Origin of the sequence: Bacteroides difficilis (genome assembly GCF_048319815.1) — a bacterium.
In the GTDB taxonomy this organism is placed as follows: domain Bacteria; phylum Bacteroidota; class Bacteroidia; order Bacteroidales; family Bacteroidaceae; genus Bacteroides; species Bacteroides zhangwenhongii.
Genome location: NZ_CP182814.1, coordinates 3,023,465 through 3,037,394 on the forward strand (window position 1 = coordinate 3,023,465; position 13,930 = coordinate 3,037,394).

The following is a 13,930-nucleotide window of genomic DNA, read 5'->3' on the forward strand; positions in this document are numbered from 1 at the left end:
GATGAAAAATATATTTTGGTCGTTATGCTTGGGTGTATGCCTGTGCGGATGCGAAGATTTTTTGGATACAGAAAATTTTACACAAAAGAATACCGGAAACTTTCCCCAAAGTGTAGAAGATGTCAATGCTATGTTGACGGGTGCCTATGCAATACAGAATACATCTAATGATGTAGTGAAAAATCATCCGTATTTTGTATCTGAAGCTGCTTCAGATGAACGTCTTGGAGGTTGCGGTGAGAACAGTACAGATGTTCAGAGCCTTGACAAATTGATGACGCCTAATCCTAATAATTTTGAGCCAATCTGGCTCAATCGTTATCAGGGCATATACAGAGTGAATATGTTGCTCGAGACAATAGACAGATGTAAAGATTTCAAGACTGAGGATGAGAAGAATAAGATAATGGGTGAGGCTTATTTCTTGCGTGCATTGTATTATTGGGACCTTGTTCAGTTGTTTGAAACTGTACCATTGACAATAAAGACCGAACCGCAAAATTTGCCTAGAGCCACTGTTGAAGAAATGTATGCTCAGATGGGTAGTGACATGATAAAGGCTATCGAGTTGATGCCATCAGTTAAGTATGACATGACAGAACCCGGAAGAGCTACCAGATGGGCTGCCGAAGGTTATCTGTCTAGAATCTTCCTGTTCTATACAGGATTTTATCAGAAAGAGTCTATGCCTTTGAATGATGGTAAGACCCTTACCAAGGCTGATATGATAGCTTATCTTGACGACTGTATTAAAAATAGTGGTCATGATCTTGTAGGTGACTTCCGTAACCTATGGGCTTACAGCAACAGCCATACAGCAAAGGACTGGCAGTGGGCCATCGATAATAATCTTAAATGGGAAGGCGATAGCAATAAGGAAGTTATGTATGCGTATAAATATGCTAAAATCGGTTCAAATGGTACTACCCAGATGTATAAGAATTTCTTTATGTTATGGCAAGGCTTGCCTACTAGAATCAATATAATGAAAACTTTCCCATATGCCGGTGGATGGGCTTTAGGCTCTGTTTGTCCGCAGATTTGGGATGAGTGGAAGGCTGCTGAGCCGACAGACATTCGTCGTCAGGGCAGTATCATTGATTTGGATGCCGAGGCTCCTGCATACAGAGCCGAAGGTTTTGACTCATGGGAAGAAACAATGTATAGAGCAAAAAAATTCATGCCTGTTTCTGCATATGATGATAAAGGTAATTTGAAATGCTCGTTTACAGTTCTTGAATGGGGAGTGCCTAATATCATGGGGCGGGCGTATATCACAGATTTCCCTTTGCTGCGTTTTGCAGACATACTGTTGATGCATTCCGAATTGTCGCAGACTACAACCGGTATAAATAGAGTTCGTAATCGTGCCGGACTTCCTCCAATAGGAGCATACTCTTTGGAAGCTTTGCAGAAAGAAAGACGTTGGGAACTTTCTTTTGAAGGTGTAAGATGGAACGACATCCGCAGATGGCATATTGCTGAAGAACTGTTGGACAAGCAGATTGGTGTGACTGTCTACAATAGAGGTTTTGAAACCAAGATGCCTGCTTTGGGTGGCGGCTATAGCTCAAGATATCGTGCTACAAACGGGGGATTCTGGGCAATACCTCAAAGCCAGATTGATTTGTCAAATGGAGTGTTGACTCAGAATAAAGGCTGGGAAGAAGGCGACAATTTTGAGTATACCGGATGGCATTAATGTCTTTTTAAAGTAATGGTTAATATGGATGCTTCTGCTAAATACTAGTATATATGTATTATGCAAAAGCATTCCTTATATAAAATCTAAGTTTATGAATAAAAGTTTTCATTTGGCTTCTGCTATAGCCTTTACGGCTTTATTTTCTTCTTGCGTAAAAGATACTGTTAAGGATAAACCGAATCTCCTTATTATAATGACAGATGAGCATTCTATCCGTACTTTGGGCTGTTATAGAAATTATCTCGCAGATTCACAGAAAAACTTGTGGGGTGAATCACTCAGGATTGAAACCCCTAATATCGACCGGCTTGCGGCGGAAGGAGCTCTATGTCTTAATTTCTACAGCTCTGCACCTGTTTCTACTCCAGCCAGAGCTTCTTTCCAGACCGGACTTTACCCGGCATCAACAGGCGCTCCAATAAATGGAATGGCTATGGATGCCAATTTAGAGACTTTTGCCGATGTACTTGCAGAAAACGGTTATTCTACTACATACGTCGGGAAATGGCATCTGGCAGGTGTCCCTAAACTGAGGGGAAGGATGTTTTATGAACCTGGATATTCATTCGGATGGCAAGACCGTAGATTTATGTTTGAATCAGACCATGAGAAATGGTATAAGGTGGTTGAGGAACCAAATCGCATCCATATTACAAATTCCAGAGCGGAGGATACAGATGGTTACCATTACAGTACTGATTTCCTTACTGACAAAGCCATCGAGCTGTTGTCGCAAAGAGATGAACGTCCGTTTTGCCTTATGCTGTCTATACCTGATCCTCATTCACCTGATCTGTGTCAGGATCCGTATGTGTCACAATATGCCGGTATTGAACTGAAAACACCAGAGACTAATTCAAAGGAACTGTTGGATATGCGTCCGGGTTGGGGCGTTGGGGGAAAGGCTCAGGCTGAAAGATTCGAACCTGGGAAGGTTAAGAACTATTTTGCCATGGTAAAATGTATAGACGAGAATGTAGGGAAGATTCTTGCATATCTTGATAACAACAATCTCGATGAAAATACCATTGTTGTATTTACTGCCGATCATGGAGATATGCTCTATAACCATATGAGGGTTGACAAGGGATGTCCATATGACGATGCGGTAAGAGTTCCTTTTATAATAAGATATCCATCTGTTATAAATAAAGGAAAACTGGTGAAAAGAGCTTATAGTATAACTGATTTTGCTCCTACTGTTCTAGGTCTGATGGGTATGCGCGGAATAGAGAATGTTCATGGAATAAATGATTGTAGTACTCTGACAAATTCCAGTGACATTGTTCCAGCCGACCGTATGGTGTATATTACAGATTCACCGTTCAGTGAATGGACTGCTGTTACTGATGGCAGGTATAAGTTGGTATTGTCATGTAAGGAAAAACCTTGGTTGCTTGATATAGAGAAAGACCCGTTGGAGACTGTTAATTATTATGAAGATTTGCAATATTCTGAAATAAGAGACAGACTTCAGAAACATCTTCTGAAATCAATGGAGAGCTATGATGACCCAGCCTTGAAACTGGGTAGACCATTTCTCTATAACACTTCTGATTCTGTTACATATGTCTCTCCGTATCATGGAATGAACAGAAAACAGATTAATAAGATTGAAAAAGAGACCTTGGACAGGTATGTTCTGGAAATGTATTCCGATTATTACAGAAAATACTGATTTTATCTTGTCATTATATAAAAAAGTTTACATATTTGCATTATTATACGATGTCAGACGACAAAAAGAACGTGATAAACATATGAGTGCAGAATTATTGAAAGCATTGCCAAGTTTGGCAAATGATTCTGTTGCCAAACAGGTTACAGATATTTTAACAGATTTGATAGTAACAGGAAAAATAAAGCAAGGTGATTATCTTCCGACAGAAGAAGACTTGTGCCGTGAATTCGGTATAGGACGAAGTTCTGTAAGGGAAGCCATAAAGACTCTTGAATCAAGAGGAATGGTAAGAAAATTCCATGGGAAGGGTGTGGTTGTCATAGATGAGAGTGCACAGGCTACTGCCAAACTCCTTCCGATTGCATTGAAACTGAAGAAAACTACCATGAAGGATATTCTTGAATTCCGTAACTCTATTGAAATCAAGATGACAGAGCTTGCAGCTTCTAGGGCTACTGAAGAACAGATTAAAGTTATTTCAGACAATCTTGAGAAGATGAGGAATGAGGAATACAAGCTTGAGACCTTTGCAGAGTATGACTACAATTTCCATAAATCTGTTGCCGATGCTTCTGGAAACAGCATATTTTCGCTAATGATGGAAACTATGCGTCCTATGCTGTACAATCATATCATCTATACTCTGAATCCTGAATTCAATCCCGAAAATTGCAATCATTTTCATGAAACCATTCTCAATACTATAATCAGTAAAGATCCTGTTGCAGCATCCGAGGCCATGAAATCTCATCTTGCAGGAACAAAGAGTGTGATGGATGAGCTGGAAAGAGCCAATATAACTATTTAGTTATACAGAGTTTGTATTCTAAAGATGTACCTGCAATAACTATGTTTTTTTATTTACAGAGACAAGTTTGTTATTGCAGGATACATATTTAGACTGAAGCTATTGTACATTTGCCTCTGCTAATCAAAAATAAAATAAAAAGAAATGAAAACACAAATTATCTGTAGCTTGTTTATTTCAGGGTGTGTAATCCCTTCTTATTCCCATACCAGACCCTATATTGATGCGACGCAAAATTCATGCGCTAAAGTACATTGTCTAAATATGGGTGAAGTGGCATGGTCAGACGGATTCTGGAAAGACCGTTTTGATATGGTTATTCCAAATGTAATCCCGGCCCAATATGACTATTTTATGGGTTTTTCTGAGTATAATTTTAGAATAGTAGGAGATAAGGCTGACCCGAAAAACGGTTTTAGAGGAACACACTGGCAGGATGGCGACTATTACAAGTGGCTTGAGGCGCAGGTTGCTGTATATTCCGTAACTAAAGATCCGGTCCTGCTGGATTTGATAGAAGAAAAGGCTGCCCTTTTGGCCAGGTCTGTAGCTGATGACGGATATATAACCACTCATACACAAATAGGTTTTGGCCTTTTAAGCGAAAAGAAAAAATACAAGAATACGAAGCGTTTTATTGCTCCAAACCAGCATGAAACATATAACATGGGCCATTTCCTTACTCTTGCAACTACTCATTATAGGGTGACAGGCAGAAGGACATTGATAGATGCAGCAATAAAAGTCGGCAATTTCCTTGATTCTTACTTTAAGGTTATGACTCCTGAACTTACTGATATTGACTATAATCCTACACAGATCATGGGGTTGATGGAGCTTTACAGATGTACCGGTGATAAACGTTATATGGATTGTGCCAACAGATTTATTTCTGCCCGCGGACAGAAAAACGGCCGTACTGAGAATCAGAACGATACTAAACTAAGGTCCGAGAAACGTGCTGTAGGGCATGCCGTGCTGGCTCCTGTTCTATATATCGGTGCAGCTGATTATGTGGCTGAATCGGGAGATACAGTCTTACTTGGCGCGCTGAAGAATATTTGGGAGGATATGTATTTGAGAAAGGCCTCATTTACAGGAGGTTTGGGCAATGTTCATGGAGGTCCTTCGGAAAAAAACCGTAATGAGGTTGTACATGAGGCTTTTGGATATCCTTATCACATACATAGCGCATCTGCATACAATGAAACATGTGCCACTTTCTATGGGGCATATTTCAGCTGGAGAATGTTTATGCTTACCGGCGAGGTGAAATATCTCGACACTATGGAAAAGGCTTTCTATAATAACCTGTCCTCAATGGGACTGGACGGCAAGAGTTATTTTTATACTAATGTTTTAAGGTGGCATGCCGACAATCACTATATGCTTTCAATGGATTATCACAACCGATGGACTACAGAGTGTGCGTGTGTTTGCTGTCCTACCAGTCTTGCCAGATTCCTTGCCGAAACAAAAGAGTATGCGTATGCAAAAAATGATGATGCACTGTATGTGACTCTATATGGTTCTAATAATATCGAGACCTCTATTAAAGGTCAGAATGTTGCATTCAGTCAGTCTACTGATTATCCTTGGAACGGAAATATTAGAATGACATATAAAGGTGACAAAAATGCGGATTTTATACTGAAATTGCGTATTCCTGAATGGGCAGACCAACCACAGGTGATGGTTAATAATGAAAGTGTTGAGACTCAGGCAGGGACTTTTGCTTCAGTTGCCAGAAAGTGGAGGAAAGGTGATGTGGTGGAAATAAGCCTGAATATGAAACCGCAAATAGTTGAGGCAAATCCTATGGTTGAAGAATTGAGAAACCAGGTTGCCGTTTCATGCGGACCTCTGGTATACTGTGCTGAGGCTGTCGATTTGCCGAATGGAGTAGAAATGAAGGACGTCATTATTCCTTCTGATGCAGAGTTTATTGAAAAGTTTGACAAGGCATTGCTGGGAGGTGTCAGGACTTTGACTACAGAGGCTTTGGTCAGAAAGTCATCTTTTGATGAAAACAACCTTTATTCTCCTTTGAAGCGCGGATATGATGATTTTACATTGAAGCTTATACCTTATTATGCCTGGGCTAATAGAGGGGAATGCGAAATGACGGTTTTCTTCCCTTTACGATGGTGAAAAATTTGATAAATCTTACACGAACAATAAATCTATAAACACATGAAAAGACGTGAATTCTTAAGAAGCTCTATTCTTACAACAGCTTTTTTGTCAATGGGAGGATATTCATTGGCTAATGTAGATAGTAAATTCAAGACAAAGACCGATTGGCCTAAACGCGATGATAACTGGAAGTATATGGGCAAGAAGGATACTTCTTCTGTAAAACGCGAAAAGGAATATGTTTTTGATGTAGCGGTAATAGGTGGTGGAGTAGCCGGATTGTGTGCGGCTGTATCTGCAGCCCGACATGGGGCCAAAACTGTTTTAGTTCAGAACAGATCGGTTCTTGGCGGTAATGCTTCAAGCGAAATTCATGTACCGATAAACGGTTCTTATCATTTCAAGAATAAGTTTGGAGTCGACAGGGAAACTGGTATAGTGGAGGAAATCCAGTTGGAAAACAGGTACTATAATGTCCAGAATTCTTGGGAGGTATGGGATCATGTAATGTATGATTATGTAACTCGCCAGGAAAATCTTACATTGATGCTGAATACTCAGGCCATGGAGGCTGTTATGGATGGAAATTCGATAAAGAAAGCTATCTGTTTCCAAATGTCTACCGAGTCTAAAATCATAATAAATGCTGATATATTCATAGACTGCTCCGGCGATGGTGCGTTGGCTGCAAGTGCCGGTGCTGAATATAGGAGCGGAAGAGAAGGTAAGGCTGAATTTAATGAGAAATATGCTCCAGACGAGCCGGACGGATGGGTGATGGGAGACAGTATCCAGTTCAGCTCCAAGGATATGGGGTATCCTGTACCTTTCAATCCTCCTTCTTTTACTATCAAATATGATCCTAGTAAAGCAAATAAACGTACAATTACACAATTAAGTTGTGGATTCTGGTGGGTAGAATTAGGTAGCGACTTGGATATTGTTGATGTTACAGAAGAGAACCGCCACAAATTGTTGGGATATCTATATGGTGCTTGGGATTATGTTAAGAACTCTGGAAAATTCCCTGAAGCCGCCAATTTGGTACTGGATTGGGTTGGTTCCGTTCCGGGACGGCGTGAGTCAAGGCGTTTTATGGGAGATTATATCCTGAATGAAAACGATTTGACGAAGTTCACTCATTTTGATGATGCAATAGCATACGGAGGCGGCTGGTCGCTCGACGAACACTGTCCCGGCGGAATTTTGAATGATAAGGAACCTGCAAGTTATTTCCATCAAAGATTTGAAAAAATGTTTGAAATACCATACAGATGTATTTATTCTAAGAATATTGATAATCTTATGTTTGCAGGAAGAAATGTAAGTGTAACTCATATAGCTCTTTCAGCAACCAGACTTATTGCAATTTGTGGTCTTGTGGGACAAGCTGCGGGTACTGCTGCTGCCATGTGTATGGAGTATAAGACTTCTCCAAGAGGAGTTTACAAGAAACACATTCCGGAGCTTCAGGAAAGACTTTTACGCGATGACTGCTATATTCCGAACCGTCCGGCAAACGACGGGGCTGACTTGGCACGCAAGGCGAAGATTGAGGCTTCGTCTACCACATCAGGTAATGTGGCTTTACTGACTGACGGCTATAGTAGGGATGAGGTGAACAGGATACACCATTGGCAGTCGGACGGACTGAACCCAGACTTGATTCTTTCTTGGGATAAACCGGTTTCGTTGTCTTCTGTAGAAATAAAATGTGATTCAAATCTTCATACTGAAATACAGATTCATCCTAATATAGAAAAGAGAAGAAAGCAGAGACCAGGAATGCCTGTTGAACTTGTAAAGAAAGTTTCTGTTGAGGCTGAGGCAAATGGCATATGGAAAGAATTGGCAGAAGTAGACAATAACCTGCACAGACTCATAAAGTTGAACTTTTCGCCTGTCAGGACGTCAAGAATACGTGTAAACTTAAAAGAAACTTATGGAGCTTCTGATGTAAGGCTTTTCGAAGTGAGATGCTATTAACTATTTTATATAATGTAATTGATATGTGTAATTTATTGCTTTTAGGAATAGGAGGTCAGGAGCTGATCTTTATAGCTCTAGTCATTTTGTTGTTGTTTGGCGGGAAAAAGATTCCCGAACTGATGAAGGGTCTTGGTAAGGGGGTTAAGAGTTTTAAGGATGGTATGAACGGAATAGATGAAACTGTAGAAGAAACAGTAAGCCTGGAAAATAAGAAAAGTAATACGGAAAAGTGAAAGAAAAGGACTTAAGCTTTTGGAGGATGTAAATTAAACTGTGTCAGCAAAGAATAAAATATAAACTTTGCTAACACAGTTTTTTTGTATGAAAGAAGAATTTGATTTTGAGAGTATCAAGAACAAGGCAATTGAACAACTAAAAGCAGGTAAGCCTTTATTGGGTAAAGATGGTGCCTTTGCTCCTTTATTGGAAAGTATCCTTAATGCAGCCTTGGAAGGTGAGATGGATGCACATCTTACAGAAACAGAACGTCAATTGGGTAATCGCCGTAATGGTAAGATGCAGAAACAGGTACAGACTCCATTAGGTGAGGTAACTGTATCCACTCCCCGCGACCGTAATTCAAGTTTTGATCCACAATTTATTAAGAAGCGCGAGACAATTCTTGCTGAAGGAGTTGCTGACCGTATAATAGGCCTATATGCTTTGGGAAACAGCACAAGGGAAATCAGTGACTGGATGGAAGAAAACCTTGGTAATCGTGTCTCAGCTGATACAATCAGTGCCATCACCGACCGTGTACTTCCGGAAATAAAGGCATGGAAATCACGTATGCTTGATTCGGTTTATCCAATAGTCTGGATGGATGCCATTCACTATAAAGTGACAGATGAACGCGGTTGTGCAGTATCCCGTGCAATCTATAATGTGTTGGGTATTAACCGGGAAGGACATAAGGAGCTGCTCGGAATGTATATATCAAGAAATGAGGGAGCAAACTTTTGGCTCAGTGTTCTGACAGACCTCCAGAACCGTGGAGTCGAAGACATTCTTATAGCCTGTATAGACGGCTTGAAAGGTTTTCCTGAAGCCATTCAAAGTGTTTATCCTAATACAGCTGTACAACTTTGTATAGTACATCAGATACGTAATTCCATCAAATATGTAGGCTCTAAAAATCAAAAGGAATTCCTGAACTATTTTGCTTATTTTTTCTACAGAAAAGGACAATGGGCAATATATTGAAAATTGTTCTATTAGAGGTTCAGATGGTTGTTATATTGTGGATTATTCTTTTTTCAGCCTGGAAGTAATGGCGCATCGCGTTTTATAATCTGTAGATTAGTGAAGAACTTTCTTATAGCAGATGCTGTTATCAAAGATAATTATACTAAATTTTGCGGATTGACTTTAGTTCCAACCACAACTAAGGGAGGTGATAAATGGGAAGTATCTCTCCCTACGAATGGTGAAATCAGGAATTGTAGTATATTGAATGCAAATTCAGGTTATGGCTTGTGTCAACTTCATGGTGCTCAGAGCATTTATTTTAGAAATATATATGCAAAAAGTGGTGTAACTTTACGTTTGGAGTCAGGAGTAGGTGGTATATATGCAGGTGTTTTTGATATACAGGCTAAGAATGTCAGAAATGAGAACGGACGAACTGCTGTTATGATGAATCCTCATACAACTCATAATGGAACAGTGAAAATAGATAGTGTGTGGTCTAAAAGTTCATCAGCATGTTTGTTAATTCATAAAGGGTTTATCGATAGAAAGCATAAGGATGATCCTGATGCAACTATTGGTTCATATGCTAATGATTCGGAAATAAATAATGTACATGCTATTTTTGGTGTAGACGCTCAGGTTGACGATAAGGAAGTTTATGTACTTGAACCTGATGCTGAGATGTATAAACTCTACCGTAACAACTGTTATGGAAATGTCAAGTCATTTGATGATCCTTCTCTTGTACCTGTATTTATAACTGTAGAAGATACATGGCAGATTAAAGTGACAAATGCAACATTTGAAGGTTTCAAAGAAAATGTTAAAGCCATAGTTACATCGGAAGATGTAAGGGAAAGAGAAAAAATTAAGTGGAAAATTGTAGATAGTCTACCAAATGTAGAAGTTAATAGGTATTCCGAGTAATTAATTCTGACTTTATACAGAGAGAATATGGTGGTGGACAATTGAAAATAGACAAAATAGCAAAATCTTTTAATACTCCTAATAATAAAGTTGAATCTATTGCAAAATGGATTGAATTGTCATCTGGTAATGACAGTGATGTTAAGAAGAAAGCTGTACATCTTTTGTCCAGGTATGTAAAATTATATATAGTACCTAAGGCTAAATGGAAAGGGTAGTATGAGGAGAATAAAACTAAGTTGTTTTTTTAAGATATAGACGGATATACATTTGTAACTGATTGATTCTTATTGAGAGATACATATTTTATACTTAGAGTTACATCATAGTAATGGGCTCTAATTACTTTTGTGAAGATTTTAACCTAAATGTAATTTTTAATATTTAATTTATGAGACACAGACTAATATTTTTTTGTTTATGTTTCTTTTGCTCATTAATTGTCTATGGGCAAAATATTTCCATTACGGGAAATGTTAAGGATAAAAATGGAGATCCTTTAATTGGTGTTACAGTACAGGTCAAGGGTACTACAAGTGGAACTGTTACGGATTTTGACGGCAACTATGTCTTAAATGATATTTCAAAAAAATCCGTTTTGGTGTTTTCGTACATTGGAATGGTAACTCAGGAGATAGAAGTGAAAGGCCAATCTTCTATCAATGTTGTTTTGAGAGATGATTCTGAGTTGCTGGAAGAAGTTGTAGTTGTGGGTTATTCAACACAGAAAAAAGTTAGTGTTACTGGTGCGGTTGCAGCTATATCCAATGATCAGATTAAACAGAGCCCTTCTGCGAATCTTGTCGGTTCTTTGACAGGTAAATTACCGGGTTTGTCAATTATGCAGAATAGCGGACAACCTGGTGAGGAAGATTTTCAGTTGAGATTGCGAGGAGCAAGTACTATGAATGGACAGAATCCTTTAATATTAGTAGACGGTGTTCCGCGAGAAGATTTGTCATTGCTCGATCCAAATGAAATAGCAACCATATCAATCCTTAAAGATGCTTCAGCAACTGCAGTTTTTGGTGTTAGAGGTGCAAATGGTGTGATTTTGGTTACAACTAAGGTTGGAGAGCAGGAAAAACCTTCATTAAGTGTGTCTGCAGAGTATGGTATCCAAGAGTTTACAAAGAATTATGAAATGATGGACTCTTGGCAGTATGCCACTTTATATAATCAGGCTTTAATGAATGACGGTCTTCCGGTAAAATATTCAGATAGACAAATTCAATTATATAAAGATGGTACAAACCCTTATTATGCCAATACTGACTGGTTTGATGTAGTGTTTAAGGATCGTTCTATTATGAGTAGATATAATGCAAACCTTTCAGGAAGTACCAAAAGGGTCAAGTATTTTGTGAATGTCGGTATGCTTAATCAGGGAGGTATGATGAATACTGAACCTAGAAGTAAGCTTGGATATGACCCTCAATTCAAATTGGATAGATATAATTTTAGATCAAACCTTGATATTAAGGTTACAGATTGGATTAAAGCTGACCTTAAAATTGCAGGATATATAGATAAAGTTGGTAAACCTAATTTTAAGGATGATCAATATCAGTTTATTAGAAAGATTTATACAATGTCTCCTGTAGTTCCGGTTTTTCCAGACGAAAGTTTTGGTATTCCTATGGATGCATTGGTTTCAACAGATGATTCATCACCTTATGGTGAGTTAAATTATTTGGGTTATCAGACACAGGATAAGAGTAAGCTGAATACTTCATTAGGTTTTGATTTTGACCTTAATAAATTTGTAAAAGGCTTAAGTACAAAAGTTCTTCTTGCATATGATGTAAATGCGAATTCCATTATAAAAGGATCGAAGAGTGGTTATAATGTATATCAGTTGTCAATATTAGAGCAGAAAGATGAGAATGGTAATATAAATGACGTTTACTCATTAACATCACGGAATGAGTATCAGAAGTATCAGCTGTCATTAAATAAATCATATAGTTTCTCTTATTCGTTGAACTTTCAGTGGATTGTTAACTATATGAGAGATTTTGGAAAGAATAATGTAGGTGCGATGTTTGTTTTCCAGAGAGACAATAGTGAGGCAGCATCAGGAACAAGTATATATTTATTGCCATATAACCGTTTGGGATTTGCCGGACGTTTGACTTATAGATATGCCGACAGATATATGGGCGAGTTTAACATAGGATATAACGGTTCGGAGCAATTTGCTAAAGGAAAACGTTTTGGCGTATTCCCTGCTTTCTCTTTAGGATGGCTTGTTTCTAATGAAGAATTCATGAAGGATGTAAAAGCTATATCAAATTTGAAACTTCGTGCATCTTTTGGTAAAGTAGGTAACGATAAAATTGGAAGCCAGAGATTCCTGTATTTGGATAATAATACTATAGTTGATTGTCCACCGACAATATTTTATGATACAGTCTTAGGTAATGGTCAGAAGGTTCAAGAGGTACTAATCGGTAATCCTAATCTTACCTGGGAAATAGCATATAAACAAAATTATGGTATAGATTTAGGTCTGTTTAATAATGATTTGACAGTTACATTTGACTATTTCAGGGAAAACAGAAAAAACATCCTTATCACCCGTAATACAGTGCCTTCCATATTAGGTAATTTTCAATCAGTGTTGCCTAAAGCTAATCTTGGTGAAGTTTTTAATCATGGTTTTGAGTTGGATATATTTTATAATAAAAGAGTCAACAAAGATTGGTCTTACTCAATAAGAGGTATGCTTAATTTTGCTAGGAACGAAATAATTTTTAAAGATGAATTAAATTTAGGAGATGATTATTATTGCCCATATAGAGGTCAGGGCTATTCAATGGGACAGAATTTCGGATATTTAATTGACTGGGATTCGCCGGGGCATGGTTACTTCTTGTCTGAAGAAGAAATTGCTGCTTATCCTGAGTATTCAGGAATTAAGCCTAGGGTAGGTGATTTTGTATATAAGGACATGAACGGTGATAACGTAATTGATGAGAAAGACTATGCTCCAATAGGTAAACCTTCACTTCCTGAATTTAATTATAGCTTGACATTAGGTTTTTCTTATAAAGGATTTGATTTTTCTGCATTACTATATGGTATAGGTAATTCACATATAAATTATAAGGGATCTATGGGTGTTGATGAAACGAAATCTGTATTCCAGAATCATCATTTGGGAGCATGGACACAGGAAAAATATGGTAATGGAGAGAAGATTTCATATCCAGCTTTGACCACTTCTGGAAGTTCTTCGCTTGAACCTAACGATTATTTTATTAGAAACAGAGTTTTCTTGCGATTGAAGAATCTGGAAATTGGTTATACTTTTCCTAAGAAATTGACTAAAAAGATAGGAATCAATAAATTAAGACTTTATGCAAACGGTCAGAATCTTCTTACTTTTGATAATTTGCCGTTTGAGAATATTGATCCGGAACAGAAAACTACAACATCAGTTTTACCTGTATTAAAAGTAATAAATTTTGGTGCTAATATTAATTTTTAG

At 38.1% G+C, this 13,930-nt stretch carries 9 protein-coding genes; all 9 read left to right on the forward strand.

The features are described from left to right. The first annotated feature begins 1 nt into the window (after nucleotide 1). The 9 genes from ACNOGP_RS11350 (at nucleotide 2) to ACNOGP_RS11390 (ending at nucleotide 13,930) form a co-directional block, all read left to right on the forward strand. Nucleotides 2-1,702: a RagB/SusD family nutrient uptake outer membrane protein gene (locus ACNOGP_RS11350; protein ID WP_081084225.1), complete on the forward strand. Its 1,701-nt coding sequence runs from the start codon at nucleotides 2-4 to the stop codon at nucleotides 1,700-1,702. 94 nt (nucleotides 1,703-1,796) lie between these two features. Continuing rightward, complete coding sequence (locus ACNOGP_RS11355; protein ID WP_121767377.1) at nucleotides 1,797-3,383, forward strand: sulfatase-like hydrolase/transferase; 1,587 nt, start codon at nucleotides 1,797-1,799, stop codon at nucleotides 3,381-3,383. Nucleotides 3,384-3,465: 82 nt separating this feature from the next. Then, nucleotides 3,466-4,194, forward strand: coding sequence for a FadR/GntR family transcriptional regulator (locus ACNOGP_RS11360; RefSeq protein ID WP_081084227.1), 729 nt, complete (start codon nucleotides 3,466-3,468; stop codon nucleotides 4,192-4,194). Between the two features lie 144 nt (nucleotides 4,195-4,338). Continuing rightward, the gene (locus ACNOGP_RS11365) at nucleotides 4,339-6,345 is read left to right on the forward strand and encodes a glycoside hydrolase family 127 protein (protein ID WP_081084226.1); all 2,007 of its coding nucleotides are present in this window, start codon (nucleotides 4,339-4,341) and stop codon (nucleotides 6,343-6,345) included. A 42-nt stretch (nucleotides 6,346-6,387) separates the two neighbouring features. Continuing rightward, entirely contained in the window at nucleotides 6,388-8,316 is a 1,929-nt protein-coding gene (locus ACNOGP_RS11370; protein ID WP_149952603.1) for an FAD-dependent oxidoreductase, read from the forward strand. A gap of 23 nt (nucleotides 8,317-8,339) precedes the next feature. Then, nucleotides 8,340-8,552: a Sec-independent protein translocase subunit TatA/TatB gene (locus tag ACNOGP_RS11375; protein WP_004320109.1), complete on the forward strand. Its 213-nt coding sequence runs from the start codon at nucleotides 8,340-8,342 to the stop codon at nucleotides 8,550-8,552. 88 nt (nucleotides 8,553-8,640) lie between these two features. Beyond that, nucleotides 8,641-9,522, forward strand: coding sequence for an IS256 family transposase (locus ACNOGP_RS11380; protein ID WP_004320107.1), 882 nt, complete (start codon nucleotides 8,641-8,643; stop codon nucleotides 9,520-9,522). Nucleotides 9,523-9,621: 99 nt separating this feature from the next. Then, nucleotides 9,622-10,437, forward strand: a complete 816-nt coding sequence (locus ACNOGP_RS11385; RefSeq protein WP_004320105.1) for a hypothetical protein — start codon at nucleotides 9,622-9,624, stop codon at nucleotides 10,435-10,437. Nucleotides 10,438-10,828: 391 nt separating this feature from the next. Beyond that, nucleotides 10,829-13,930: a SusC/RagA family TonB-linked outer membrane protein gene (locus ACNOGP_RS11390; protein ID WP_060451293.1), complete on the forward strand. Its 3,102-nt coding sequence runs from the start codon at nucleotides 10,829-10,831 to the stop codon at nucleotides 13,928-13,930.